A 24,529-nucleotide genomic window follows, 5' to 3' on the forward strand; every position below is an offset into this window, starting at 1 on the left:
CCCTGGCGAAGAAGTGCTCCATTGTCCGGAAAGGAAGGGGCCGAGTTCCCGGCCCGGACACGGCACCCGGTCATGCGCGTCGGTCCGGACGCCCCGCCTCCATCGGAATCGTCAGGTAACTCGCACGGCAAGAGGGATCTGCGGCGCTCGCCGGCAGGACGACGTCCTTCGTCCCAGGGCCGTTCAGAGCATGCTGGGCAGGACGCGATCGGGCGGCTTGTGGCCGTCGACGAAGGCCCGGATGTTGACGATGACCTTCTCGCCCATGGCCACGCGTCCCTCGTGGGTGGCCGAGCCCATGTGCGGCAGCAGCACCACCTTGCCCTGCTTGGCGAGGCGCACGAGGCGCGGATTGACCGCCGGCTCCTCTTCGAACACGTCGAGCCCCGCCCCCGCGATGGCGCCGGCTTCGATGAGCTTGGTGAGTGCGCCCTCGTCGATGATCTCGCCGCGGGCGGTGTTCACCAGGATCGCGTCGGGCTTCATGAGCTTGAGGCGCCGCGCCGAGAGCAGGTGATAGGTGGCCGGGGTATGCGGGCAGTTCACGGACACGATGTCCATGCGGGCCAGCATCTGGTCGAGCGATTCCCAATAGGTCGCCTCGAGTTCCGCCTCGATCTTCGGCGGCACGTGGCGCCGGTTGTGATAGTGGATCGACAGGCCGAAGGCCTTGGCGCGCCGGGCAAGCGCCTGGCCGATGCGGCCCATGCCGACGATGCCGAGGCGCTTTCCGGTGATGCGCCGGCCCAGCATCCAGGTCGGCGACCAGCCGGCCCAGGTGCCGTCCGGGATCACGCGGGCGCCTTCCGGAATGCGGCGGGCGACTGCCAGGATCAGCGCCATGGTCATGTCGGCCGTATCCTCGGTCAGCACCCCGGGTGTGTTGGTGACGGCGATCCCCCTGGCGGCGGCCACCGTCACGTCGATGTTGTCGACGCCGTTGCCGAAATTGGCGATGAGCTTCAGATTGGGCCCCGCCTGCTCCAGCACGGGCGGGCCGATCTCGTCCGTAATGGTCGGCACCAGCACGTCCGCCGTCCTGACGGCCTCCACCAGCTCCTCGGGCGAAAGAGGCTTGTCCTCGAGGTTGAGGCGCGTGTCGAACAATTCGCGCAGGCGCGTCTCGATCACGTCGGGCAGGCGGCGGGTGACAACGACGACAGGTCTCTTCTTCATCGACTTCAAGCGTCCCCGGCACTGAAAACCCGCGAAGTTCAGAGAGTTTCACGCTCTCTTAACCCTGCTTCGGCGATCAAAGGTGACGACGCGCCGCGTGGCGGTCTCCGTCAAGCTTCTCTACCAGAGCCTCAACCCAAGACAAAGTCACTATCGGGGGAACCATGCGCAAGATCGCCCTTGCCCTTGCTCTTGTCAGCCTGAGCGCCGCAACGGCCGTCGCCCAGCAGCCCCCGGGCGGCCGTCTCGGCACGGGCCTGCCGGTGCCGCGCTACGTGAGCCTCAAGACCGACCGGGTGAACCTGCGCGAGGGGCCATCCAAGGATCACAGGACGGCCTGGGTGTTCCAGCGGGCCGGCCTGCCGGTGGAGATCATCGCCGAATACGAGACCTGGCGGCGCATCCGCGACTCGGAGGGCACGGAAGGCTGGGTTCTCCATTCCCTCCTGTCGGGCCGGCGCACGGCGCTCGTCATGCCCTGGGCCAAGGGCAACCAGCCGCCGATCAGCCTGTTCGACAAGGCCGACGAGAAGGGCGGCGTGGCGGCCCACCTGCAGCCGGGGGTGATCACCAACATCAAGGGCTGCGACGGCAAATGGTGCCGGGTGGTGATCGTTCTGGACGGCGCCCGGGACGTGGACGGCTACATCCAGCAGGAGAAGCTCTGGGGCGTCTACCCCAACGAGACCGTGGAATAGGCCTTTACCGTTTTATCAAGCTTTCGAGCCTTAAAAAGGAAACACCGTTTCCTTTCATCCGAAGACACGCCCTCATGACGCTTTCCCTGAGCCTGAAGAACATCCTCCCGATCCTCGCCCTCGTGCTCGGGATCGCCTCGATCGTAGCACCCCGCTTCCTCAACATCTTCGTGGCCATCTTCCTGATCGCCTATGCGTTGGTCGGGTTCGGCTTGCTGCGCTGATCAGGCCGTCCGCCTCAGGAGCCGCCGGCCGAAGACGTTGAAGGCGAGGCCGAGGACGATGACCGCCCCGCCGATAGCCTCGATCGGGTGCATGGCCTCGCCGAGGATGAGGGCCGAGCCCAGAATTCCCGCGACGGGAACGAACAGGGCGAACGGCGTCACCGTGGCGGCAGGGTGGCGGGACAGGAGATAGGCCCAGATTCCGAAGGCGAAGATCGTCGTCGGATAGGCGAGATAGGCCACGGCCGCCAGGGTGTGCCCGTCGATATTCTTCAGCGCGTCGAACACCTGGGCCGGCCCGTCGAGCAACAGCGACAGGCCGAACAGCGGCAGCGGCGCGACGAGGCTCGACCAGACGATGAAGCCCAGCATGTCGACCCGCCCTGCCCGCTTCGAGACGATGTTCGCCACGCCCCAGGCGGCGGCGGCCAGCACGGTCATGAGGAAGGGAACGGCACCGCCGCCGGTCATGCGCGGCCAGGCGATGAGCACGAGGCCGGCGCTCGCCACGACGCCGCCGATCACCTGATGCGGTCCGGGGCGCTCGCCCATGGCCAGGGCGGCGAACAGAATCGTGAAGAAAACCTGCGCCTGCATGACCACCGACGCGAGGCTCGCCGGCATTCCTAAGCTGATCGCCGCGAACAGAAGCCCGAACTGGGCGACGCCGAGGAAAAAGCCGTAGGCGACGACGTTTCGCCAATCGGTCTTGGGCCTGGCCACGAAGAACACGGCCGGGAAGGCGGCGAAGAGGAAGCGCAGGGCCGCCAGCAGGAGGGGCGGCATCGTGCCGACGCCGAGCTTGATGACGACGAAGCTCAGGCCCCAGATGGCCGTGACGAGAAGGGCGACGAGGCTATGGCTGAGCGGCATCTGTGACCGACCGGAAGCCGCTTTTCAGACAGGAGGGAGGCGTTCGTTCAAGCGCCTTTACGACGAAGGCGCACGATGACCTCGACGCCCGCCACTTCCATGCCGGCGGGCGGTTCCGGCAGGTCGGCCACACTCACGGCGGCCGTCTCGGGCATGTCGACGAGCTCGCCTTCCTCCTCCAGGAAGAAGTGATGATGCTCGGTCGGGTTGGTGTCGAAATAGGCCTTGGCCCCGTCCACCGACAGCTGGCGCAGGAGGCCGGCTTCCGTGAACTGGTGCAGGGTGTTGTAGACGGTCGCCAGCGAGACCGGGACGCGGGCGCGGGACGCCTCGTCGAAGAGCATTTCAGCCGTGATGTGCCGGTCGCCCTTGCCGAACAGGAGCCAGCCCAGGGACACGCGCTGCCGGGTCGGGCGCAAGCCCACGCGGCGCAGCTTGTCCCGCAATTCGGATACGGGGCAACCCTTCCGATGCGGAGCGGTGGTGGACTCGATATAGGCGGACAATGGATCGGTCATCGGCGGAACTGAATGAACGGATGGGCGCTTCTACCATCACAATCATAGGAAAGCGAGAGGATTACCGCAAGGCTAACCCGGGTGCGTCGCCGGTTCCCGGAACGATGAAGAATCCCCGTTCAGGTCCCTTTGATGGATCGCCAAGCCTGTGCTACCAGAGCCCGCACCCAGGTCCCGAGGCCGTCTCGGGGCCGCTTGTTGAAGACGCGATGAAAGGATCGGCATCCGGCATGGCCCGCCAGTCCAGCTTTACTTATGAAGAGCTCCTTGCCTGCGGGCGCGGAGAATTGTTCGGTCCCGGCAATGCGCAGTTGCCGCTCCCGCCCATGCTGATGTTCGACCGCATCACCTCCATCGGCGAGGATGGCGGCGCCTATGGCAAGGGCCATGTGCTGGCGGAACTCGACGTGCGGCCGGATCTCTGGTTCTTCCCCTGCCATTTCAAGGGCGACCCGGTGATGCCGGGCTGCCTGGGCTTGGACGCCCTGTGGCAGATGACGGGCTTCTTCCTCGGCTGGGGCGGCTCGCCCGGACGCGGCCGTGCGCTCGGCGTCGGCGAGGTGAAGTTCTCCGACCAGGTGCTGCCGACGGTCAAGAAGGTGGTCTACGGCGTCGACCTCAAGCGCGTCTTCCGCTCGAAGCTGGTGCTCGGCATCGCCGACGGCTGGCTGGAGGCCGACGGGCGCCGGATCTACGAGGCCAAGGACATGCGCGTCGGCCTGTTCCAGGCGGATGCGGCCGCAGGCGGCTAGATTTCAGGTGCTGACCAAAGGTCAGCACCGGTCCCATCCTATTGACAAAGCGTATTCTTTTTTAAAGAACCGACCCTGCCGCGAAGCGGCGGGGCCTTTCCATGGGATCACGCTTTCATCCCATTCGCATGGCTCAGTGTTGAGAATGAGCAGGATCGACCTTACGTGTTGAACCGCTAAGGCAGATAGTGAAGATCCTTTGAAGAGGTAGGCTATGAGGCGCGTCGTCGTCACCGGAATGGGCATCGTGTCGTCCATCGGCAACAACACGCAGGAGGTGCTTGCCTCTCTGCGCGAAGCGAAGTCCGGGATCAGCAAGGCCGAAGATTACACGAAATACGGCTTCCGCTGCCAGGTTCACGGCGCTCCCAGCCTGAACCCCGAAGAGATCGTCGACCGGCGCGCCATGCGCTTCCACGCCCGGGGCACCGCCTGGAACCATGTGGCCATGGACCAGGCGATCCGGGACGCCGGTCTGGAGGAGAACGAGATCTCCAACGAGCGCACGGGCATCATCATGGGCTCGGGCGGTCCGTCCACCCGCGTGATCATGGAAGCGGCCGACATCACCCGCGAGAAGGGTCCCAAGCGCATTGGCCCCTTCGCCGTGCCGAAGGCGATGTCCTCCACGGCCTCGGCCACGCTCGCGACCTGGTTCAAGATCAAGGGCGTGAACTATTCGATCTCGTCCGCCTGCGCGACCTCGAATCACTGCGTCGGCAATGCCTACGAGATGATCCAGTACGGCAAGCAGGACGTGATGTTCGCCGGCGGCTGCGAGGACCTGGACTGGACCATGTCCAACCTCTTCGACGCCATGGGCGCCATGTCCACCAAGTACAACGACACTCCGGCCCGGGCCTCCCGCGCCTATGACGCCAACCGCGACGGCTTCGTCATCGCCGGCGGCGCCGGCGTGCTGGTGCTGGAGGAGCTGGAGCACGCCAAGGCGCGCGGCGCCCGCATCTACGGCGAGATCGTCGGCTACGGCATGACCTCGGACGGCTACGACATGGTCGCTCCGTCGGGCGAGGGCGCGATCCGCTGCATGCGCATGGCCCTCAAGGACGTCCATAACCCGATCGACTACATCAACCCGCACGCCACCTCGACCCCCGTGGGCGACCAGAAGGAGATCGAGGCCATCCGCCAGGTCTTCGGTTCGGGCGACAAGTGCCCGCCGATCTCTGCGACGAAATCGCTCACCGGCCACTCGCTCGGCGCCACGGGCGTGCAGGAGGCGATCTACTCGCTCCTGATGATGAACAACCGCTTCATCTGCGAGAGCGCCCATATCGATGAACTCGACCCCGAGTTCGCCGACATGAACATCGTCCGCAAGCGCATCGACGATGCCGGCATCGACACGGTTCTGTCCAATTCCTTCGGCTTCGGCGGCACCAATGCCACACTCGTCTTCAGCCGTTACAACGGATAAGACTCTGTCATAAACCTGAGACGGCTCCATGCGATGCCCCGGATATTCCTGGGGGACCTCGCATGGACACGCTGAATCACACCATTCTTCCGGCTCGCGATGCACACTTTCATAACAATTGGCGTCGCACGATGGAGCCGATGCATAGGGGGACCCAAGTGACCGGTCTGATGCAAGGAAAGCGCGGCCTCATCATGGGCGTCGCCAACGACCACTCCATCGCCTGGGGCATTGCCAAGACCCTGGCCCAGCACGGGGCGGAGCTCGCCTTCACCTATCAGGGCGAGGCTCTCGGCAAGCGCGTTGCTCCCCTTGCGCAATCGCTCGGCTCCGAGCTCGTCCTTCCCTGCGACGTGGAGGATATCGCCTCCGTCGATGCGGTGTTCGACACCCTCGACAGGACGTGGGACGGCCTCGACTTCGTGGTCCACGCCATCGGCTTTTCCGACAAGTCGCAGCTCAAGGGCTCCTATGTGGACGTCACCACCCGCGAGAACTTTTCCCGCACCATGGTGATCTCCTGCTTCTCCTTCACGGAGATCGCCCAGCGCGCCGCCAAGCGCATGAGGAACGGCGGCTCGCTCCTGACCCTCACCTATGGCGGCTCCACCCGCGTGATGCCGAACTACAACGTGATGGGCGTGGCCAAGGCGGCGCTCGAAGCCTCCATGCGCTACATCGCGTCCGACCTCGGCCCGAAGGGGATCCGCTGCAACGCGATCTCGGCCGGTCCCGTGCGCACGCTCGCCGGCGCCGGCATCTCCGACGCACGCCTCATGTTCACCTACCAGAAGGCCCATGCTCCCCTGCGCCGCACGGTGACCATCGAGGATATCGGCGGCTCGGCCCTCTACCTGCTCTCCGACCTCGCCAACGGCGTGACCGGCGAGATCCATTACGTGGATTCGGGCTACAACATCATCTCGATGCCGCGTCCCGAGATCCTGAAGGCTCAGGACGCCGCCGGCGTGACGGGCGAAGAGGATTAGAGCATCAAGCGCGAAAACGGGCGCCGGTTTCACGCGAAAAGATGCGCGAGACCAAAACGCTCAAGCATCGAATCGGGTCCCGAACGGCAGGCCTGCCTTTGGGATCCGATGCCTCGGAGGCTGTTTGGCAGTCGGTTGCCGGCCTCATGGTTCGCGGCCTCGGACGCCGGTGCGCCTGCCCGTTCTTAACCTTATCAATAAATCATCAATAAAGAACAGCCGCTCCAAGGTCTGGGAAAGACCGTGCAAGTCCATCCCTCCTGATGGACAGACATTGCGATATAGGCCAAGAATTTATTCGATATTCGCGGCGTTTCGGTTTGCGGCATGCGTTGGAATGAAGATGTTGGTTTTAATTCTGCCAACGAGTTGGTTCGTCATGACTTGCTCATGACGAAGAGGAATCAGCCGGCAACTTATGACAGCCTGTATCATTACGCATTTACCTTAAGCCGCCAGATTCCCTGGCTGGCCGATGCGAACGGCAACGTCGTCGAGGTCGGTCCCGGCTGGTCCGAATGGATCGGCCAGCCGCCCGAAGCCCTGGTCGGCAACGGGTGGGTGAGGCTTGTTCATCCGGACGACCTGCCCCGTCTCGTCGAGGCGAGGCGCGAAAGCCTCGCGGACGGCACGCCTTACCAATGCGAATACCGGATCAGGATGGCGGATGGCACTTACCGCTGGTGCCGGTCCAGCTCGGCGGCCCGGCGCGACGAAACCGGAGCCGTCGCGTTCTGGTACGGCACGACGGAAGACATCCACGAGCGCAAGGAAGCGGAACTCGTCCTGCAGGGCCATGCCCATGTGCTGGAAATGGTCGCGGCCGGTCAGCCCATCGGCGAGATCCTGTCCGCCCTCTGCCATCTGGCGGAGACCCAGCTCCCCGGCACGCGGTGCTCGGTCCTCTTGTACGATGCCGAGACGGGCTCGCTCCGGCACGGGGCCGCGCCGAACCTTCCCTCTTCCTATAATGCGGCGATCGACGGCCTGAAGGTCGGACCCGACAGGGGATCGTGTGGAACCGCCGCCTATTCGCGCACGAGCATCATCGTGGCCGACATCGCAACGGATCCCCTATGGGCCGAGTGGCGCGGCATCGCCCTGTCCTATGGCCTGCGGGCCTGCTGGTCGAAGCCGGTCTTTTCCCGTTCGGGCGATGTGCTCGGCACCTTCGGGTTCTATTACGGCGAGCCCCGCGCCCCGACCTGCGACGAGATGGAGCGCATGGAGGCCGTGCTGCATCTGGCCGCCCTGGTTCTCGAGCGGCAGCGCAGCGACGTGGCCCTGCGCGAAAGCGAAGAGCATCACCGCCATTCCGTGGAGCTCAACCCGCAGATCTCCTGGACGGCGGATCCGCAGGGCAATCTCCTCGATATTTCCTCGCGCTGGCACGACCTGACCGGCATGGACCTGAGGGAGGCGCTGGGTTCCGGCTGGAGCCGGGCGCTGCATCCCGACGACGCGTCCACCTCCTTGCGCCGCTGGTCCCAGGCGGTCGCGGCGGGTGAAAGGCTGGATATGGATTATCGCCTCCGGATGGCGGACGGAACCTATCGCTGGGTCCGCTCCCGGGCCGCACCTCGGCGAGGCGGGGACGGGACCATCATCCGATGGTACGGCGCCGTCGAGGACATCCATGACCGCAAGCTCACGGAGGAAACCCTCCGCTGGGCGGCCCACCATGACGACCTCACGGGGCTTGCGAACCGCAGGCTCTTCCGCGAACGCCTGCAGCAAGCCCTCGACGCCCCGTCCGGCCGGCCCCGCATCACGGGCCTGCTGGTCATGGATCTCGACCACCTCAAGCAGATCAACGACCGGTTCGGTCACGATGCCGGCGATGACCTTTTGAAGGAATTCGCGCAGCGGCTGCGCCAAGCGGCGAGACCCGGCGACACCGTGGCCCGCCTGGGCGGCGACGAATTCGCCGTGCTTCTGCCCGACATCGCCGGTGACCGCGACGTGGCCGCCATGGCCGACACCATCCTGGCCCGCATGCAGGAGCCCCTGAAACGCAACGGCAAGCTTCTGGACTGCCGCACGAGCATCGGCGGGACCATTTCGTCCGGTTTCGCCATGAGCCCGGAAGAGCTTCAGAAACAGGCCGATCTGGCGCTCTATCGCAGCAAGACGTCCGGACGCGGCTCGTTCAAAATGTTCGTCGCGACCATGCGGGAGGAGTCGCAAAGAACGAATTCGGCCCTGGAGCTGGCGGCACGGGCGGTCGCATCGGACTGGATCGTGCCGTTCTATCAGCCGAAGGTGACACTCGCCACCGGTGCGATCGGCGGCTTCGAGGCGCTTCTGCGCTGGCATCATCCCCGCAACGGGATCCAATCGCCGGAAAGGATCGCCCCCGCCTTCAACGACACGGAGCTTGGAACGGCCATCGGCGAGCGCATGCGCTCCTGCATCCTCAAGGATATCCGCGCCTGGCTCGATGCGGGGCTTCCCTTCGGACGGATCGCCGTCAATGCGTCGGCCGCCGAGTTCCGACGCGACAATTATGCCGAGCGCGTGCTCGAAGACCTGCGATGGATGAACGTCCCGGCCCATTGCCTCGAAGTCGAGGTGACCGAGAGCGTGTTCCTCGGCTCCGGCGCCGAATACGTGGAGCGGGCGCTGCGCACCCTCAGCACGGAGGGCGTGACGATCGCGCTCGACGATTTCGGCACCGGCTACGCCTCCCTGTCGCATCTCAAGCGCTACCCGGTCGATGCGATCAAGATCGACCGGACCTTCGTGGGCGGTCTGGAGACGGACGCGGACGATGCCGCCATCGTCAGGGCGCTCCTCAATCTCGGCCGCAATCTCGGCATCGAGGTCGTGGCCGAGGGCGTCGAGAACGCCTTCCAGGCCACTCTCCTGCAGCGCATGAGCTGCGATCTCGTGCAGGGATACCATTTCGGCCGGCCCATGCCGGCCGGGGACGTGCCGACCTTCGTCACGTCGTGGACGGGCGTTTAAGGCATTGCGCGACACGCATTCGCAAGCGTGAACACCTTTCACGAGTCTGCGAGAAAACGAACCTTGGCCTTGCCATCGCCATGTTCGACCGTCACGAGGATCTCACCTTACGAGAGTTCTGTTCATGATCCTGTCCCGCCGCGTTCTTCTCGCCGGTCTCGCCCTGTCCGGCACGAAAGCTCCCGCCTTCGCGCAATCCGCGCCGGAGCCGCAGATGATCCCCGTGGAGCTGATCGATAACGCCCTGAACCTGCCCTCCATTGTGCGTATCGGCCACCCGCATGGCGACGTGATCATGGTGGAGTATTTCGACTACAACTGCCCCTGGTGCAAACGTTCGGCGCAAAGCCTGCCCGACCTGCTCAAGGCGGAACCCGAGCTGTCCTACATGCTGGTGAATTTCGCCGTGCTGAGCCCGCAATCGGTCGCGGCGACGCGCGCGGCCCTGGCCTATCTGCAGCTCTACGGCCCCGAGCGTTACCTGCCCCTGCATCTCGCCCTGTTCGCCTTGCGCGGCACGGTGGACGGCGAGCGGGCGCTGGCGGAAGCGGAAAAGCTCGGCGGCGACCGGACGCGCATGACCGAGATCGCCAACAGCGACAAGACCACCGGCTGGATGAAGGACGCCTTCGCCACCGGAAGCGATCTCGGCCTCGTGGCGACGCCGTCCTTCCTGATCGGGACGGAAGCCTATGTCGGCGGCATGAGCCTGGAGCAGAAGCGCGAGGCGATCGCGCGGGCGAGAGGGTAACCCTCACCCGGCAGGCTTCATCAGCACCATTCTGCGCGTGACCCCAGGCAGGGGATCGCACGCGACCTCGACCCATTGGGTTTCCTCGCCCGCCGCCACGACGGTTTCCTGCGAGGCGAGAAGTTCGCAATCGGCCGTCTTCGTCGCCTGCTCGATGCGCGAGGCAATGTTGACGGTCTCGCCGACCACGGTGAATTCGAGCCGGCTTTCGTCCCCCACCACGCCGCAGAACACGTCGCCCGTGTGGATGCCGATCCCGAGGCGCACCGGCGGGTTGAAGTTGCGCTTGGCGTTCCAACGGGCGATCAGGGTCAGGAGGGTGCGGCCGCAGGCGAGCGCCCGGCGCGCATCGTCCTCCCGGGCCCCGGGCACGCCGAAGAGGATCAGGGCCCCATCGCCCGTGAACTTGTCGATGACGCCCCCGTGCCGGGAGGCCGCCCGCAGGACGCGGCGGCGGAACGACGTGATGAAGACGGCGAGCTGCGCCGGTTCCATGGTCTCGCCGAAGGTGGTCGAAGCCCGGATGTCGACGAAGAGCAGGGTCACCGGAATGCGCCGTCCCTGGCGCAGGGACGCGAAGGCCTGATCGGTGAGGATCGGCGCCAGCTCCCGCGGCAGATAGCGGGTGAGCGTCACGCGCAAGGTCGTCTCCCGCACGGCCCGCTCCAGCATCAGGCGGCCCTGGCGCGCCACCAGGATCAGGATCAGTGCGGCGGCGAAGACCATGACGATGCGGACCATGTTGGCCTGGGCGGAGAACACGCCGACGATCTCCGCCAGATCCTCCTGGCGGTCGGCCGGGCTCAGGTAGCCGCCGCCGAAGGCGAGCAGCGAAAGGCCGATGACATAGATGGCCGCCACGAAGGCCTGGAGGCGGGGCTGGTAGTGAATGGCCGCCGCCGCCATGGTGATCGGCACGACCCAGGCGACCGGAAACACCGAGAAGAGGCTGCCCGGGATGCCGAGGCCCCAATGGGTATAGGCGAGATTGCCGAGGACGAGGCACGCGTCGACCACGGCCGTGATGACCGGCAGTTTCTCGATGCCGATCCGTTTCGACGCGAGCCAGGCGCCGCCCCAGCCCTGCGCCCCGAAAAGGACCAGGGTCAGCTCGGCGGCCCAAACCTGCTTGAGCGCGATGGGATTGCTGAGCTCGACGCCCGCGGTGGTGACCAGGACCGCCATGAGCAGCAGCCCGGCCGTGACCATGCGCGCGAGCCCGGCCCGCTGAAGCGCGCCCGTATCGGCCTCACGGATCAGCCGGTGCGTGGCGTCGCTTAAGGAGGGAGACGTCCGCAGCCTGTCGATCAGGCCCAGGGCGGCACGGATGCGGGATCGGGGAGTCACGGGTTTCTTTCTGCTCTCCAGGATGGATATGGTCCGGTCGACACGTGACTCAAAGCCCATTACGGATCGGTTACGCCGTCGTGACCTGCCGGAAAGATCCCGGCGGCGTCCCCGCATCCCACAGGAATATATGGCCGATGAGCGAGACGTTCCAACCTATCGTCGTCTATGTGGATGCGGACGCCTGCCCGGTGAAGCCGGAGATCTACCGGGTCGCCGAGCGGCACGGAGTCAAGGTCTTCGTGGTCTCCAACGCCTTCCTGCAGGTGCCGCAGAGCCTGCTGATCAAGCGGATCGTGGTCAGTTCGGGCTTCGATGCCGCCGACGACTGGATCGCCGAGCGCGCCCGGCGCGGCGCCATCGTGATCACGGCCGACATCCCGCTCGCGAGCCGCTGCGTGAAGGCCGGCGCCGACGTGATCGGCCCGACCGGAAAGCCCTTCACGGAAGCCTCGGTCGGCATGGCGCTCGCCACCCGCGACCTGATGGAAGGCCTGCGCGCCATGGGCGAGGTGACGGGCGGCCCGAGGCCGTTTTCGCAAAAGGACCGCTCGGCGTTCCTCTCGGCGCTCGATGTGGCGATCAACCGGCTCAAGCGCGCGGGATTTGGCTCAGGCGCTCCTTGAACGCGTTGAAATTCTCAGGCGTCAGTGGGCCGATATGCTTGTAGCGGATGGTGCCGTCCGGGCCGACGATGAAGGTTTCGGGGACGCCGTAGACGCCCCAGTCGATGGAGGCGCGGCCGTTCGGGTCGACCCCGACGGCCGCGTAGGGATTGCCGAGCGCGCCGAGGAAGCGGCGGGCGTTGTCCGGATTGTCCTTCTGGTTGATGCCGACCACGCGGATCGACGGATCCCTGGCGAGATCGACCAGCAGCGGATGCTCCTGGCGGCAGGGCGCGCACCAGGACGCCCAGACATTCACCACCGTCACGCGGCCCTTGAGATCATCGTTCGAGAAGCCGGGCACGGGCTGACCGTTGGCCAGCAGGCCTTCGAGGGGTGCGAGGCTGAACGTCGGCACCGGCTTGTTGATCAGGACCGACGGCACCTCGGCGGGGTTCTTCCCTGAAATCAGCTGCACGCCGAAGAGCACCACCAGGGCGCCGAAGACGAGCCCCGGCAGCAGGAACATCAGGCGGGATCGCGGTCGCTCGACGACATCAGCCACGGCGGGACCTCCGGCCGACGCCGCGTGATTCGAGCTCGGCCAAAGCGCGGGCCTGGATGCGGTGGTCGATCACCGCGCGCAGGATCAATCCGGCGACGACCAGTGCCGTCAGGATGTAGGACAATGCGATGAAGAACGTGTGCGACATCTGTCAGGCCGCCTGCGCGTCGAGGCGCTCGGCCTCGAGGATGGTGAGCGTGCGCACCCGGCGGCGCAGGATCTCCGTGCGCATGCCGGAGAGATGCAGCGCCACGCCGACCAGGGTGAAGGCGACGGCCATGACCAGGAGCGGCACGAGCATGGAGGAATGGATCGTCGGCCCGCCGAGGCGGAACACGGAGGCCGGCTGGTGCAGGGTGTTCCACCAATCGACGGAGAACTTCACGATCGGCACGTTCACCGCCCCCACGAGGGTCAGGATCGACACGGCCCGGGCGGCCCGATTCGGCTCCTCGATGGCGCGCCAGAGCGCCAGGATGCCGAGATAGATCAGCAGCATCACCAGCATGGAGGTCAGCCGCGCGTCCCATTGCCAATAGGTGCCCCACATGGGCTTGCCCCAGAGCGAACCGGTGACGAGGCAGATCAGCGTGAAGGCCGCCCCGATGGGCGCCGCCGCCTTCTGCGACACATCGGCCAAGGGATGCCGCCACACGAGGGTGCCCAGCGCGGAGCTGGCCATGATCATGTAGAAGAACAGGGAGAGCCACGCGGCCGGCACGTGGATGTACATGATCTTGACCGTTTCGCCCTGCTGGTAATCGGCCGGCGCCGTGAACCAGACCATGTAGAGCCCGACGGCCATGACGAGCGCGGCCAAGCCTCCCACCCACGGCAGGAGCGTGCCGCTGAGGCTCATGAAGCGGGTCGGATTGGCAAGCTCACGGATCATGGATTCGATGTAGCGGTCTTGAATGGCACCTGCAACGGAGACATCGCCGCAAGCCGCGTAACGTTTTCGCCAGAATGGCGCTTTTAGGCGCTCCCGGAGATGCCGGGCATTCCGGAATTGTGCGTAGGGCCTGCCCTTCATCCGCCTTATGATCCAGCCTATACTCCCGCATCACTGTTGCGGAGCGGTCATGCGCCTTGGACTCATAAGCCTCGCCGGCCTCACCCTCGCGCTTCCGGCCGCCGCGCAGGATATCTCCCTGCGCCTCCCCGTCGCCTGCGAGGTCGGCCGGACCTGCTTCATCCAGCATTACGTGGACCGGGACCCGTCGCCGGCCGCGAGCGATTACCAGTGCGGCACGCTCACCTACGACACCCATGACGGTACCGACATCCGGGTGCCGACCACGGCCGCCATGAAGGCGGGCGTCGATGTGGTTGCGGCAGCCGACGGCAAGGTGCTGCGGGTCCGCGACGGCGTGGAGGATGTCTCCGTCTCCGGGCGAGGCCGCGACAGCGTCGCCAACACCGAATGCGGCAACGGCGCCTTGATCGATCACGGCAACGGCTGGGAGACGCAGTACTGCCACATGGCGAAGGGCAGCCTCGCGGTGAAGCCGGGCGACCCCGTGAAAGCCGGCGACCGGATCGGAAAGGTCGGCCTGTCGGGCATGACGGAATTTCCGCACCTGCACTTCACCCTGCGCAAGGACGGCAAGACGGCCGATCCCTTCGCCTATGGGGCGCCGGAGCAATCCTGCGGCGGCGGCAAGTCCTTGTGGGACGCCTCCCTCCAGCGCACCCTCGCCTATCAGGGCGGCAGCCTCCTCAACAAGGGCTTCGCCCCCGGTCCCGTGACCATGGACGCCATCGAATCCGGAACGGCGGAACAGGACACGCCGACGACGGGATCCCCCGCCCTCGTGGCCTTCGTCCGGGCCATCGGGCTCAAGGGCGGCGACGTCCAGATTCTCACCCTGTTCGATCCCGACGGCAAGCCGCTGGCCCAGAACAAGGCCCCACCCCTCGACCGGGCCAAGGCGCAATGGATGGCCTTCGCCGGCGTGAAGCAGCCGCAGGGCGGCTTCCGCCCCGGCCTTTACCGCGCGATCTATCGTGTCGAGCGGGACGGCAAGCCCGCCATCGAGCAGGCCTTCGGGATCAGCCTGAGGCCGTGACGTTCTCGTGCACCACCCGACTGTCGGCGGGCGCCTGCTCGCGCTCGTTGAGACCATAGTCGCGGATCACGCTCGCGACCCGCAGGCGATAATCGCGGAAGATTCCGGCCCTGCCTGCCCCTTGCGTGCTGCGGTGGGAGGGCAGGTTGCGCCAGGCCCGCACCGCCTCCTCGTCGCGCCAGAACGAGAGCGACAGGAGCTTGCCCGGCTCGGTCAGGCTCTGGAAGCGCTCGACGGAGATGAAACCGTCCATCTCCATCAAATCGGAGCGCAGCGCCGCCGCGAGACCGAGATAATCCCGATGTCCTCCATCCCCGTCAGGCCAGACTTCGAAGATCACCGCGATCATGGTTTGACGAGCTCCGCATGAGGGACCGAGACCACCCGCAGGAAGACCCGGTCCTCGCGGCGGATGAACTGTTCCCTTTTAGCAAATTCGTAGTTGGCCCGTCCCATCGGATCGTTACGCAGCCGCTCGCGATAAGCCTCGTACTGGCTGAGGTTCTCGATGTTGTAGATCCCGTACGCCGTGGTGGCCGAGCCCTCGTGCGGCGCGTAATAGCCGATGAGATCGGCGCCGCAGCGGGGAATGGCCTGACCCCAGTTGCGGGCATATTCCTCGAAGGCAGACACCTTGAACGGGTCGATCTCGTAGCGAATGAAGCAGGTAATCATCGTGAACGCTCCTGTCTTGGAAAAGCATTCTCCTGATAGCCGATTGCCCGACATCGATGGTTCGGCTATGATCGAAGTATGAAGGAAGGACCCGTCATCGCCTCCGTGGCCGCGCTCCTCGGCGATCCGGCCCGGGCCAACATCCTCACCGCCCTCATGGACGGGCGGGCGCTCACCGTGAGCGAGCTTGCGGAAGCGGCAGGCGTCACCCTCCAGACCGCCAGCGGCCATCTCGCCAAGCTCGATGCCGCCAACCTGCTGACGGCCGAAAAGCAGGGGCGCCACCGCTATTTCCGGCTCTCGGGCCCGGATGTGGCGCAGGTGCTCGAAGCTCTGATGGGCCTGGCCCAGCGCACGGGCGCCACCCGGATCAGGACAGGCCCGAAGGACGCGGCGCTCCGGTCGGCCCGAATCTGCTACGACCATCTCGCCGGCGAGCGCGGCGTCGCGCTGTTGAGGGGCGTGCAGCGCCAGGGCCTCGTCGAGGGCGGACAGGACCTGGCCCTTACGCCTAAGGGCCGCGCCTTTTTCGCCGATTTCGGCATCGATCTCACGAAGCTCGAGAAGGGCCGCCGCCCCGTCTGCCGCGCCTGCCTCGACTGGAGCGAGCGCCACAGCCATCTGGGCGGCGCCCTGGGGGCCGCGATCCTGTCCCGCATGACCGATCGGGGCTGGGTCCGGCGCGAGAGCGGGCGCGTTCTCGCCTTCACCTGCGAGGGAGCGGCGCAATTCGAGGCGGCTTTCATGCCGGCGCAGGATCACGCGTCGCAGGTCGCCTGAGACTCAGTCGAGCCTGTAGGACTCGACCTCCTCGAACCCGAGCGCGCGATAGAGACGCTGCGCGCCCGACGGGTTGTCCGCATCCACCTTCAGGGATACGGCGGCAGCCCCGCGCTCCCTCAAGGCGCGGAACGCTTCGTGCAGCAGGGCGGAGCCCAGTCCCTTTCGGCGCCACGCCGGAGCAACCGCGAGATCCTTCACGAAGGCGCTCGTCCAGCACTGCGCCACGCCGACGATCCTGTCCCGCTCGTCCACCGCGATGAAGACGAGAGCCGGATCATATTCCGAATCATCCCGCAGGCTCGGCCACCAGATCGCGAAGGGCTCCACGTAGCCGCCGCCTTGCGCATAGGCCTGTCTCAGCAGCGCATGGACCTGTTGCGCATGCCGTTCCGAATCGAACGGAGCCGGGCGGGCTCCCTTGGGCCAATCCGGGTCCGGCACGGAACCGTCGAGGGATCGGCGCAGGTGCAGGACGAGGCGTCCGGCCATTCCTACTCCCCCGAGCGCAGGGCGGCCGCCGCCCCGACCGTTCCGACCACCGCGGCGATCAGCGACAGGGCGGCCAGAATCAGGAACGGCGTCGCGAACGGGATCGTCCCGCCCAGGGCCGCGTTGGCGGCCGACACGCCGAAGATCAGGGTCGGGATCATGAAGGGCAGGACCAGGATCGCCAGGATCAACCCGCCGCGCCGCAGGGACGAGGTGAGCGCCGCCCCGACCGCGCCGATGAAGGTGAGCGCGGGCGTCCCGACCAGCAGGGTCGCCACCATGGCGAGCATGCCCTCGGGCGAGAGCGCCACCAGAAGGCCGAGGAAAGGCGCCGCGATGGCGAGCGGCAGGCCGGTGACGAGCCAATAGGCCACGACTTTGGCCAGCACGACGATCTCCAGAGGCGCGTGCGAGAGCCTCAGGAGATCGAGGGACCCGTCCTCCTGGTCGGCCTGGAACAGCCGGTCGAGGCCGATGAGGGTCGCGAGCAGGGCGGCGACCCAGAGGATCGCCGGGCCGATGCGCGAGAGCAGGTTGAGGTCGGGCCCGAGCGCGAAGGGGATCAGCGTCACGATCATCAGGAAGAAGATGAGGCCCATGACGCCCGAGCCGCCGACGCGGGCGGCGAGCTTCAGGTCGCGGACCAGGAGGGCGTGGAAGGATCTCAGCATCATCCCTCTCCCCTCTGTGGGAGAGGGATCCTCGCGCGCTCGATCCTGATTTCCTTCGCATCCCTCAGGAACAGCGGCGAATGGGTCGTGGCCGCGATCATGCCGCCGACTTCTCGATGACGTTCGAGGAGAAGCCGCAAGGTCTCCTGGGACGCGGTATCGAGGGCCGAGGTCGGCTCGTCGAGAAGCCAGAGCGGGCGTTCGGCCACCAGGAGCCGGGCGAGCGCGACGCGGCGGCGTTGCCCGGCCGAGAGATAGGCCACGGGCAGCCGGGCCGCGTGGGCGAGGCCCACGGCGTCGAGCGCCTCTCCCGGCTTCATCGCCGGGTGCCCGAGGAAGTCGCGGGCGAAGGTCAGGTTCTCCTCCGCCGTGAGCGCGCTCTTGAGGGCATCGCGATGGCCCACGTAATGCAGGCATTCGGTCAATGTCCGCTCGCCCGCTCCCTCCCAGAGGATCTGTCCGGCCGCGGGCGTGAGGCGTCCGGCGAGGAGTTCCAGCAGGGTGGATTTTCCGGCGCCGTTGCGGCCGGTGATCACCAGGGCCTCGCCGGGCTCGAGGGAGAAGGTGACCCCTTCGAAGATGCGGCGCTCTCCCCGTTCGCAGGCCAATTTGTTAACGCTCAGACGCAAACCCTTAAGACCCCTGCCCTGATTGCACCCCAGAATGGTTCTAAACCGTGTAGCGGGATGGTTCGAAATGATCTATAGCACCCTCGGCTGCGCCGCGCGCCAAGGCGTCCAATCCGTCTCGCGCGCTTCTCCCCTGTCCGGGCACCCCCGGAGCGGCGCGCGCTTATCGCGCTTTCGGCCGAACACATGTTCGTAACCCAAATGCACGCGAGGATTCGCCGTGACGCTCAACAACAGCTTCAATGCTCGCCAGACCCTCAAGGTCGGTGACAAGTCCTACACCTACTATTCCCTCGTCGAGGCCGAGAAGAACGGCCTGACCGGCGCCTCGAAGCTGCCCTTCTCCATGAAGGTGCTGCTCGAGAACCTGCTCCGCTACGAGGACGGCCGCACGGTCACCAAGGCCGACATCGAGGCCGTGGCCGCATGGCTCAACAACAAGGGCAAGGACGAGAAGGAAATCGCCTACCGCCCCGCCCGCGTCCTGATGCAGGACTTCACCGGCGTTCCGGCCGTGGTGGATCTCGCCGCCATGCGCGACGCCATGAAGACTCTCGGCGGCGACCCGCGCAAGATCAACCCGCTCGTCCCGGTCGATCTCGTGATCGACCACTCGGTGATCGTCGACGAGTTCGGCACCCCGAAGGCCTTCGACCGCAACGTGGAGCTGGAATACCAGCGCAACGGCGAGCGCTACCGCTTCCTCAAGTGGGGCCAGACCGCTTTCGAGAACTTCTCCGTCGTCCCCCCGGGCACCGGCATCTGCCACCAGGTGAACCTGGAATTCCTGTCCCAGACCGTCTGGACCCGCAAGGACACGGCGACCGGTGAAGAGACCGCCTATCCGGACACCCTGGTCGGCACCGATTCGCACACCACCATGGTCAACGGCCTCGCCGTCCTCGGCTGGGGCGTGGGCGGCATCGAGGCGGAGGCCGCCATGCTCGGCCAGCCGGTCTCCATGCTCATCCCCGAGGTCATCGGCTTCAAGCTCACCGGCAAGCTCAAGGAAGGCGTGACCGCCACCGACCTGGTGCTCACCGTCACCCAGATGCTGCGCAAGAAGGGCGTGGTCGGCAAGTTCGTGGAATTCTACGGCCCCGGCCTCAACGACATGTCGGTCGCGGATCGCGCCACCATCGGCAACATGGCCCCCGAATACGGCGCCACCTGCGGCTTCTTCCCGATCGACGAGAAGACCATCGCTTACCTGCGCACCACCAGCCGTTCGGACGAGCGCATCGCCCTCGTCGAGGCCTATGCCAAGGCTCAGGACATGTGGCGCACGGCCGAGACGCCGGATCCGGTCTTCACCGATACCCTCGCGCTCGACCTCGGCGATGTGGTCCCTTCGCTCGCCGGCCCCAAGCGCCCGCAGGATCGCGTCACCCTGGACACCTCCAAGACCGAGTTCCTCGGCGCCATGGAGAAGGAGTTCCGCAAGGCAGGCGAGATCGGCAAGCGCGTGAAGGTGGACGATGCCAATTACGATCTCGGCCACGGCGACGTGGTGATCGCGGCCATCACCTCCTGCACCAACACCTCGAACCCGAGCGTGATGATCGGCGCCGGTCTGCTTGCCCGCAACGCCGTCGCCAAGGGCCTGACCTCCAAGCCCTGGGTGAAGACCTCGCTCGCGCCCGGATCGCAGATCGTCGAGGAATACTTCAAGAAGGCCGGTCTCCAGGGCGACCTCGATGCGCTGGGCTTCAACCTCGTCGGCTTCGGCTGCACCACCTGCATCGGCAATTCGGGCCCGCTGCCGGAGAACATCTCGAAGGCGATCAACGACAACGACCTCGTGGCCGTGTCGGTGCTCTCGGGCAACCGCAACTTCGAAGGCCGCGTGAACCCGGACGTGCGCGCGAACTACCTCGCCTCGCCTCCGCTGGTGGTGGCCTATGCCCTCGCCGGCTCCATGCTGGTGGACCTGACGAAGGATCCGCTCGGCACGGGCTCGGACGGCCAGCCGGTGTATCTCAAGGACATCTGGCCCTCCTCGGCCGAGGTGCAGGACTTCATCGACCGCACGATCACGAGCGAGCTGTTCAAGACCCGCTACGCCGACGTGTTCTCGGGCGACGCCAACTGGAAGAAGGTCACCTTCGAGCCGGGCCTCACCTACGAGTGGGACATGGGTTCCACCTATGTGCAGAACCCGCCCTATTTCGAGGGCATGACCAAGGAGCCGAAGCCGGTCACGGATATCCTGAACGCCCGGATCCTGGGCCTCTTCCAGGATTCGATCACAACCGACCACATCTCGCCCGCAGGCAACATCCGCGCCGCTTCGCCGGCCGGTGAATACCTGCAGTCGCATCAGGTGCGCGTCGCCGACTTCAACCAGTACGGCACCCGTCGCGGCAACCACGAAGTCATGATGCGCGGCACCTTCGCCAATATCCGCATCAAGAACCAGATGGTGAAGGACGAGAGCGGCCACGTGGTCGAAGGCGGCTACACCATCCACCAGCCCTCCGGCGAGCGGATGTTCATCTACGACGCGGCCATGCGCTACAAGGCGGAAGGCGTTCCGCTGGTGGTTCTCGCCGGCAAGGAATACGGCACCGGCTCGTCGCGCGACTGGGCGGCCAAGGGCACGAACCTGCTCGGCGTGCGCGCCGTCATCGCGGAGAGCTTCGAGCGCATCCACCGCTCGAACCTCGTTGGCATGGGCGTGGCTCCGTTCGTGTTCGAGCAGGGCACGTCCTGGGAGACCCTTGGTCTCAAAGGGGACGAGACCATCACCATCAAGGGCCTCGCGGGGGAACTGAAGCCGCGTCAGCGCATGGAGATGGAAGTCACCTCCGCCGACGGCTCGGTCCGCAGGGTGCCGGTGCATTGCCGCATCGATACGCTGGAGGAGGTCGAGTACTTCCGCAACGGCGGCATCCTGCACTACGTCCTGCGGCAACTGGCGGCGTAAGACACGCGCCATGACATACGAGAAGGCCCGCTCCCCGATCGGGGAGCGGGCCTTTTTGTTTCAAACCGCTCTAACGGATGCGCCCGACGAGCGCATTCTTCCATGTCTGCCAAGACGATGATCCTTGCAGTTCCTTGTGAGACAGGCTCGATAGCTCGCCCGCTAGAATGACATGGGAGACAGCACATGCCTCCACGGCATGGACGAAGCTTCCGTTCGATGCCGCCTCTTCGACGGTTCTTCTTGCCCGCTCCAAGTATTTGTTCGGGAAGAAACCGGTTTTCTCCACATTCTCATAATGTGTGAGGAAATCCTCTCTGAGCTTCTGGATTCCTTTCTCCCTCGTGAAATCTCCGGCCTGCTCAGGCTTTGCTTCTTCGGCAAAGGTCCGCCCCCCTGTGGAGGCGGCATCAATGGCCTCCCTGGCGTCCACCAACGTTGCCAAATGATCTGCGCCGAACGACTTGTCGGACATGTCATACGGCATGAATGCGAGGTCGCGGTTCGCATTGATGAGAATGTCTGCAGCCACTTGCCGGCGATCCAGTTGCTCCGGTGAGGATAAGGATGATGCTTGTCTCAGGATCGCGCTGGATAACGGCGTGATCAGGTTCTTGTATTGCGGCGTTCGTCCTCCATGACAGCGATCACGGAAATGGCGGTAATGGACGATCATCGGATCAACCAAAGCCTCGCTCCCCTGACGGAGGAATGCGAGATCCTCGATGATGTCCTGCTTCAGTTTGTTGAAATGCTTCGACGACGGCACAGAGTGCCGGCGTCTATCGAGATAATCCTCGATGCCACGACCTTTGTAGAAATTCCGGTGTCCCTCTCCGCCGGCCCCGCCAAGTGCGACCGCATTCGGTACCGGACGCTGCCCAGGAAAATAGATCGGGGCGTATACGCCAAGGCACAGGGACTTCCATTTCTGGTAGGCTTCCGACAATTCGGTCCGAACGTGTTTCCGACGGCTCGGATCTCTGTCCATGAAACGTAGACCGAAATGCTCTGCAATCTGGCGAGCGACTGCATGATCCGCCTGCGCGCCCGGATGGGTGACGAAATTCACTTTCTGGATAAGATCTCGCCCTGCCCGTTGAGCCCCCGCAAGCAGCAACCCAAGCACCGCACGGGAATCCTGACCTCCAGTCAGTTCGCTCTCCACGATCATGTCCGATTGCAGCAAGGCCGCCATGCGGCCTGTCCAGACCCTGAGGTACTCACGGATGCCATCCGAGTAGCTCCTGCCCTGCTCTTCGGTCCTGGCTGTCGGGCGAAGCGTCACTCCCGGCCCGGGAGACTTCGGAATGACGACCTCCCTGGTGGAAGGGACCAGCCGGATCTCCTTGACACTGGTTCGCAGGGAGGTGAGCTGATTGCCGAATGGGCCGGTAATGAAAAATGTCGAGAGATGACTTTCATCGATCGTCACAGGCAGGTTCTTGCCCGCAGCAAATCTCGCTAGTTCGATCAGGGAATTCGAAAGAGCCCAATCCTCACGGTGACGATAGAGAAACAGCTTATAATAGCCACTGTGATCGGTCCCTATGGTCGTTTCCCGATCGGAGGAATTGACGACGATATAAGAGCCGTCCTGCCCAGGCCGGATCTCGGCCTTTCGTGTGATCCGATATTGGTCATACCCGACGTCTCCGATGATCAGGTCCTCATCCTGAAAGCAGTGACCGTACAAGGAGTGCTTCGGCATTTCGTCAAAGCTGGAGATCAGGAAGAAGGGCGGGACCATCTTGGAAGCCAGCGGATATTTCGGTGTTTTATTTTATAACATTATACTTCCCTCTCCGACAATCTTTCTCTGTATTGGCATTACATTCCCAGAAGCGGCAGGAACGCTCACCGCTTGCGTCACTATGGCCCTTCCCCCGACGCCCTGGATTTGCTGAGAATGCCACGCTTTCACCATCGGTCTTCCCATTTCGTTAAGGCGCCGTTAACCCATCCACGGGGAAACTGATATTATTGCTTCTCTCGATTTTTCTGCCAAAGCCATGAGCGACCTTCTCGTCAGTATCCGTCACGCCAAGCCCGAGGATGCCCAGGCGCTCTCGCGGGTCTTCGACGCCGCCTGGCGGGAAGCCTATCTCGGCATCATCCCCGGCGTGACCCTCGACAAGATGTTCTCTCGGCGCAGCGCTCGCTGGTGGAGTTCCACCGTGTCGCGCGGGCGTCCGCTGGTCGTCCTCGACCTAGGCCAGGGCGCCGTCGGCTATGCCTCCTACGGCCGCTGCCGCGACCGGTCGCTGCCGGCCAACGGGGAGATCGACGAGCTCTACCTGTTGCCGGAATACCAGGGCGTCGGCTTCGGCCGGCGCCTGTTCAATGCCGTGCGCAACGACCTGAAAGCGCGCGAGATGGACAGGATCGTGGTCTGGGCGCTCGAGGACAACGAGCGCGCCTGCGCCTTCTATGCGGGCATGGGTGGGCGGACGATCTCCCGGGTCGAGGAGCGGATCGGCGGAACGCCGCTCGCCAAGGTGGCCTATCTCTTCCGGTGACGGCCCTCGGGTCATCGGCCCGCGACAATGTCGTCGGTCTCCGCCGCCGATAGCGCTTCCTGCCGGGAGGGAGAACGGATGAGGCCGAAAAGTGGGTTCCCCTTTTGACCTCAATGCTCTAGTGAGGCGTCCAAGCTTCAGAAAGCGGCCTTTCTCCTAAAGGGTTCAAGCCGCTCTCAAGACGAGCTTTTGCCGCATCGCCCGGCGTGACGGTCCATCTCCCTGGCAGGAGGAGGGCCGCCCCGGGAGGATGCTTCAAGCCTTGTTCCGGAGAACAGCTCTATGCGCCTTGACGCGATCAAGATTGGAAAGAACCCGCCGGACGACGTGAATGTCGTGATCGAAGTGCCCCTCGGCGGCGAGCCCATCAAGTACGAGATGGACAAGGAATCCGGCGCGCTCTTCGTCGACCGCTTCCTCTATACCTCCATGCGGTATCCGGGCAATTACGGCTTCATTCCCCACACCCTCTCGGGCGACGGCGACCCCTGCGACGTGCTCGTCGCCAACACCCGCGCCATCGCGCCGGGCGCCGTCATGAACGTGCGCCCCGTGGGCGTTCTCGTGATGGAGGACGACGGCGGCCAGGACGAGAAGATCATCGCCGTTCCGTCGAGCAAGCTCACCCAGCGCTACGACCGGGTGGCGACCTATACGGATCTGCCCGAGATCACCATCAAGCAGATCGAGCACTTCTTCGAGCACTACAAGGATCTGGAGCCCGGCAAATGGGCCAAGATCATTCGCTGGGGCGACGCCGAGGAAGCCCGCCGCCTGATCGTCGAGGCGATCGAGCGGGCGAAGAAACAGGGCTGAGAAGTTACGTTTTGAGAAGAGAAGAAGGCCGGGCATGAGCCCGGCCTTT

26 protein-coding genes are annotated in these 24,529 nt (G+C 65.1%); 13 read left to right on the forward strand and 13 right to left on the reverse strand.

All coding sequences use genetic code 11. The features are described from left to right. Window positions 1-183 precede the first annotated feature (183 nt). Complete coding sequence (locus U0023_RS07910; protein ID WP_009490566.1) at window positions 184-1,176, reverse strand: 2-hydroxyacid dehydrogenase; 993 nt, start codon at window positions 1,174-1,176, stop codon at window positions 184-186. A gap of 164 nt (window positions 1,177-1,340) precedes the next feature. Here U0023_RS07910 and U0023_RS07915 point away from each other — a divergent pair, with 164 nt between their 5' ends. Both U0023_RS07915 and U0023_RS07920 read left to right on the forward strand, forming a co-directional pair. Beyond that, window positions 1,341-1,874, forward strand: a complete 534-nt coding sequence (locus U0023_RS07915; protein WP_009490573.1) for an SH3 domain-containing protein — start codon at window positions 1,341-1,343, stop codon at window positions 1,872-1,874. A gap of 74 nt (window positions 1,875-1,948) precedes the next feature. Beyond that, a complete protein-coding gene (locus U0023_RS07920; protein ID WP_009490575.1) occupies window positions 1,949-2,098 on the forward strand; it encodes a DUF3096 domain-containing protein in 150 nt (49 codons plus the stop codon). On the opposite strand, the gene U0023_RS07925 is transcribed toward U0023_RS07920, so the two are convergent. Together U0023_RS07925 and irr are read right to left on the reverse strand one after the other, a co-directional pair. Then, window positions 2,099-2,971 (reverse strand): O-acetylserine/cysteine exporter, encoded by an 873-nt coding sequence (locus U0023_RS07925; protein ID WP_009490577.1) that lies wholly within the window; start codon window positions 2,969-2,971, stop codon window positions 2,099-2,101. It lies immediately after the preceding gene. A 47-nt stretch (window positions 2,972-3,018) separates the two neighbouring features. Beyond that, a complete protein-coding gene (irr, locus tag U0023_RS07930; RefSeq protein ID WP_009490579.1) occupies window positions 3,019-3,489 on the reverse strand; it encodes a Fur family transcriptional regulator Irr in 471 nt (156 codons plus the stop codon). A 230-nt stretch (window positions 3,490-3,719) separates the two neighbouring features. Here irr and fabA point away from each other — a divergent pair, with 230 nt between their 5' ends. The 5 genes from fabA to U0023_RS07955 all read left to right on the forward strand — a co-directional run bounded on the left by fabA (window position 3,720) and on the right by U0023_RS07955 (window position 10,386). Continuing rightward, window positions 3,720-4,241 carry a 3-hydroxyacyl-[acyl-carrier-protein] dehydratase FabA gene (gene fabA, locus U0023_RS07935; protein ID WP_009490581.1) on the forward strand — a complete coding sequence of 174 codons (522 nt, stop codon included), beginning with the start codon at window positions 3,720-3,722 and terminating at the stop codon, window positions 4,239-4,241. Between the two features lie 214 nt (window positions 4,242-4,455). Beyond that, window positions 4,456-5,679, forward strand: a complete 1,224-nt coding sequence (fabB, locus tag U0023_RS07940; protein ID WP_009490583.1) for a beta-ketoacyl-ACP synthase I — start codon at window positions 4,456-4,458, stop codon at window positions 5,677-5,679. A gap of 158 nt (window positions 5,680-5,837) precedes the next feature. Further along, on the forward strand, window positions 5,838-6,668 hold the full coding sequence (gene fabI, locus U0023_RS07945) for an enoyl-ACP reductase FabI (RefSeq protein WP_040638301.1): 831 nt from the start codon (window positions 5,838-5,840) through the stop codon (window positions 6,666-6,668). Window positions 6,669-7,058: 390 nt separating this feature from the next. Next, complete coding sequence (locus U0023_RS07950) at window positions 7,059-9,635, forward strand: bifunctional diguanylate cyclase/phosphodiesterase (RefSeq protein WP_009490593.1); 2,577 nt, start codon at window positions 7,059-7,061, stop codon at window positions 9,633-9,635. A 124-nt stretch (window positions 9,636-9,759) separates the two neighbouring features. Beyond that, entirely contained in the window at window positions 9,760-10,386 is a 627-nt protein-coding gene (locus tag U0023_RS07955; RefSeq protein WP_009490595.1) for a thioredoxin domain-containing protein, read from the forward strand. 3 nt (window positions 10,387-10,389) lie between these two features. Here the strand turns inward: U0023_RS07955 and U0023_RS07960 are convergent, their stop codons facing one another. After that, window positions 10,390-11,733, reverse strand: coding sequence for an adenylate/guanylate cyclase domain-containing protein (locus tag U0023_RS07960; protein ID WP_195904170.1), 1,344 nt, complete (start codon window positions 11,731-11,733; stop codon window positions 10,390-10,392). Window positions 11,734-11,870: 137 nt separating this feature from the next. Here U0023_RS07960 and U0023_RS07965 point away from each other — a divergent pair, with 137 nt between their 5' ends. Next, complete coding sequence (locus U0023_RS07965; protein WP_009490599.1) at window positions 11,871-12,359, forward strand: YaiI/YqxD family protein; 489 nt, start codon at window positions 11,871-11,873, stop codon at window positions 12,357-12,359. On the opposite strand, the gene U0023_RS07970 is transcribed toward U0023_RS07965, so the two are convergent. From U0023_RS07970 to U0023_RS07980, 3 genes are read right to left on the reverse strand one after another with little or no spacing between them, the layout of a single operon-like run. After that, window positions 12,325-12,903, reverse strand: a complete 579-nt coding sequence (locus U0023_RS07970; RefSeq protein WP_009490601.1) for a DsbE family thiol:disulfide interchange protein — start codon at window positions 12,901-12,903, stop codon at window positions 12,325-12,327. The genes U0023_RS07965 and U0023_RS07970 overlap by 35 nt on opposite strands. After that, window positions 12,896-13,051 (reverse strand): heme exporter protein CcmD, encoded by a 156-nt coding sequence (ccmD, locus tag U0023_RS07975; RefSeq protein ID WP_009490603.1) that lies wholly within the window; start codon window positions 13,049-13,051, stop codon window positions 12,896-12,898. Before ccmD ends, U0023_RS07970 begins: the two co-directional genes overlap by 8 nt. 3 nt (window positions 13,052-13,054) lie before the next feature. After that, window positions 13,055-13,795, reverse strand: a complete 741-nt coding sequence (locus tag U0023_RS07980; protein WP_040638305.1) for a heme ABC transporter permease — start codon at window positions 13,793-13,795, stop codon at window positions 13,055-13,057. A gap of 190 nt (window positions 13,796-13,985) precedes the next feature. Here U0023_RS07980 and U0023_RS07985 point away from each other — a divergent pair, with 190 nt between their 5' ends. Continuing rightward, window positions 13,986-14,972, forward strand: a complete 987-nt coding sequence (locus U0023_RS07985; RefSeq protein WP_009490607.1) for a M23 family metallopeptidase — start codon at window positions 13,986-13,988, stop codon at window positions 14,970-14,972. Here the strand turns inward: U0023_RS07985 and U0023_RS07990 are convergent. Both U0023_RS07990 and U0023_RS07995 read right to left on the reverse strand, forming a co-directional pair. After that, window positions 14,956-15,321 (reverse strand): antibiotic biosynthesis monooxygenase family protein, encoded by a 366-nt coding sequence (locus U0023_RS07990; RefSeq protein ID WP_009490609.1) that lies wholly within the window; start codon window positions 15,319-15,321, stop codon window positions 14,956-14,958. The two genes, U0023_RS07985 and U0023_RS07990, sit on opposite strands and share 17 nt — an antisense overlap. Continuing rightward, window positions 15,318-15,647: an NIPSNAP family protein gene (locus tag U0023_RS07995; protein WP_009490611.1), complete on the reverse strand. Its 330-nt coding sequence runs from the start codon at window positions 15,645-15,647 to the stop codon at window positions 15,318-15,320. Before U0023_RS07995 ends, U0023_RS07990 begins: the two co-directional genes overlap by 4 nt. Window positions 15,648-15,725: 78 nt before the next feature. Here U0023_RS07995 and U0023_RS08000 point away from each other — a divergent pair, with 78 nt between their 5' ends. Then, window positions 15,726-16,427, forward strand: a complete 702-nt coding sequence (locus U0023_RS08000) for an ArsR/SmtB family transcription factor (protein WP_009490613.1) — start codon at window positions 15,726-15,728, stop codon at window positions 16,425-16,427. A gap of 3 nt (window positions 16,428-16,430) precedes the next feature. Here the strand turns inward: U0023_RS08000 and U0023_RS08005 are convergent, their stop codons facing one another. Genes U0023_RS08005 through ccmA form a run of 3 tightly spaced genes read right to left on the reverse strand, consistent with a single transcriptional unit; the run spans window position 16,431 to window position 18,219 of the window. Further along, window positions 16,431-16,919: a GNAT family N-acetyltransferase gene (locus U0023_RS08005; protein ID WP_009490616.1), complete on the reverse strand. Its 489-nt coding sequence runs from the start codon at window positions 16,917-16,919 to the stop codon at window positions 16,431-16,433. A gap of 2 nt (window positions 16,920-16,921) precedes the next feature. After that, window positions 16,922-17,590, reverse strand: a complete 669-nt coding sequence (gene ccmB / locus U0023_RS08010) for a heme exporter protein CcmB (RefSeq protein ID WP_009490617.1) — start codon at window positions 17,588-17,590, stop codon at window positions 16,922-16,924. Next, on the reverse strand, window positions 17,590-18,219 hold the full coding sequence (gene ccmA, locus U0023_RS08015; RefSeq protein WP_040638235.1) for a heme ABC exporter ATP-binding protein CcmA: 630 nt from the start codon (window positions 18,217-18,219) through the stop codon (window positions 17,590-17,592). The genes ccmB and ccmA overlap by 1 nt, the downstream gene beginning before the upstream one ends. A 220-nt stretch (window positions 18,220-18,439) precedes the next feature. Here ccmA and acnA point away from each other — a divergent pair, with 220 nt between their 5' ends. Further along, the gene (acnA, locus tag U0023_RS08020) at window positions 18,440-21,145 is read left to right on the forward strand and encodes an aconitate hydratase AcnA (protein ID WP_009490619.1); all 2,706 of its coding nucleotides are present in this window, start codon (window positions 18,440-18,442) and stop codon (window positions 21,143-21,145) included. 70 nt (window positions 21,146-21,215) lie between these two features. On the opposite strand, the gene U0023_RS08025 is transcribed toward acnA, so the two are convergent. Then, window positions 21,216-22,895 (reverse strand): hypothetical protein, encoded by a 1,680-nt coding sequence (locus U0023_RS08025; RefSeq protein WP_009490620.1) that lies wholly within the window; start codon window positions 22,893-22,895, stop codon window positions 21,216-21,218. A 262-nt stretch (window positions 22,896-23,157) separates the two neighbouring features. Between U0023_RS08025 and U0023_RS08030 the strand changes: the two genes are divergently transcribed. Together U0023_RS08030 and ppa are read left to right on the forward strand one after the other, a co-directional pair. Beyond that, on the forward strand, window positions 23,158-23,664 hold the full coding sequence (locus U0023_RS08030; protein WP_009490621.1) for a GNAT family N-acetyltransferase: 507 nt from the start codon (window positions 23,158-23,160) through the stop codon (window positions 23,662-23,664). A 282-nt stretch (window positions 23,665-23,946) separates the two neighbouring features. Beyond that, window positions 23,947-24,480, forward strand: coding sequence for an inorganic diphosphatase (gene ppa, locus U0023_RS08035; protein WP_009490622.1), 534 nt, complete (start codon window positions 23,947-23,949; stop codon window positions 24,478-24,480). Window positions 24,481-24,529: the final 49 nt, after the last annotated feature.

The organism is Microvirga lotononidis (assembly GCF_034627025.1).
GTDB lineage: Bacteria > Pseudomonadota > Alphaproteobacteria > Rhizobiales > Beijerinckiaceae > Microvirga > Microvirga lotononidis.

Coding starts and splice junctions, on each gene's coding strand:
- fabA (WP_009490581.1), top strand. CDS start 3,720: ATGGCCCGCCAGTCCAGCTTTACTTATGAAGAGCTCCTTGCCTGCGGG.
- U0023_RS07965 (WP_009490599.1), top strand. CDS start 11,871: ATGAGCGAGACGTTCCAACCTATCGTCGTCTATGTGGATGCGGACGCC.
- irr (WP_009490579.1), bottom strand. CDS start 3,489: ATGACCGATCCATTGTCCGCCTATATCGAGTCCACCACCGCTCCGCAT.
- ppa (WP_009490622.1), top strand. CDS start 23,947: ATGCGCCTTGACGCGATCAAGATTGGAAAGAACCCGCCGGACGACGTG.
- U0023_RS07980 (WP_040638305.1), bottom strand. CDS start 13,795: ATGATCCGTGAGCTTGCCAATCCGACCCGCTTCATGAGCCTCAGCGGC.
- U0023_RS07950 (WP_009490593.1), top strand. CDS start 7,059: ATGACGAAGAGGAATCAGCCGGCAACTTATGACAGCCTGTATCATTAC.
- U0023_RS07920 (WP_009490575.1), top strand. CDS start 1,949: ATGACGCTTTCCCTGAGCCTGAAGAACATCCTCCCGATCCTCGCCCTC.
- U0023_RS07985 (WP_009490607.1), top strand. CDS start 13,986: ATGCGCCTTGGACTCATAAGCCTCGCCGGCCTCACCCTCGCGCTTCCG.
- U0023_RS07990 (WP_009490609.1), bottom strand. CDS start 15,321: ATGATCGCGGTGATCTTCGAAGTCTGGCCTGACGGGGATGGAGGACAT.
- U0023_RS07995 (WP_009490611.1), bottom strand. CDS start 15,647: ATGATTACCTGCTTCATTCGCTACGAGATCGACCCGTTCAAGGTGTCT.
- U0023_RS08005 (WP_009490616.1), bottom strand. CDS start 16,919: ATGGCCGGACGCCTCGTCCTGCACCTGCGCCGATCCCTCGACGGTTCC.
- ccmB (WP_009490617.1), bottom strand. CDS start 17,590: ATGCTGAGATCCTTCCACGCCCTCCTGGTCCGCGACCTGAAGCTCGCC.
- fabB (WP_009490583.1), top strand. CDS start 4,456: ATGAGGCGCGTCGTCGTCACCGGAATGGGCATCGTGTCGTCCATCGGC.
- U0023_RS07910 (WP_009490566.1), bottom strand. CDS start 1,176: ATGAAGAAGAGACCTGTCGTCGTTGTCACCCGCCGCCTGCCCGACGTG.
- U0023_RS08025 (WP_009490620.1), bottom strand. CDS start 22,895: ATGGTCCCGCCCTTCTTCCTGATCTCCAGCTTTGACGAAATGCCGAAG.
- U0023_RS08030 (WP_009490621.1), top strand. CDS start 23,158: ATGAGCGACCTTCTCGTCAGTATCCGTCACGCCAAGCCCGAGGATGCC.
- U0023_RS07955 (WP_009490595.1), top strand. CDS start 9,760: ATGATCCTGTCCCGCCGCGTTCTTCTCGCCGGTCTCGCCCTGTCCGGC.
- ccmD (WP_009490603.1), bottom strand. CDS start 13,051: ATGTCGCACACGTTCTTCATCGCATTGTCCTACATCCTGACGGCACTG.
- U0023_RS07925 (WP_009490577.1), bottom strand. CDS start 2,971: ATGCCGCTCAGCCATAGCCTCGTCGCCCTTCTCGTCACGGCCATCTGG.
- U0023_RS07915 (WP_009490573.1), top strand. CDS start 1,341: ATGCGCAAGATCGCCCTTGCCCTTGCTCTTGTCAGCCTGAGCGCCGCA.
- U0023_RS08000 (WP_009490613.1), top strand. CDS start 15,726: ATGAAGGAAGGACCCGTCATCGCCTCCGTGGCCGCGCTCCTCGGCGAT.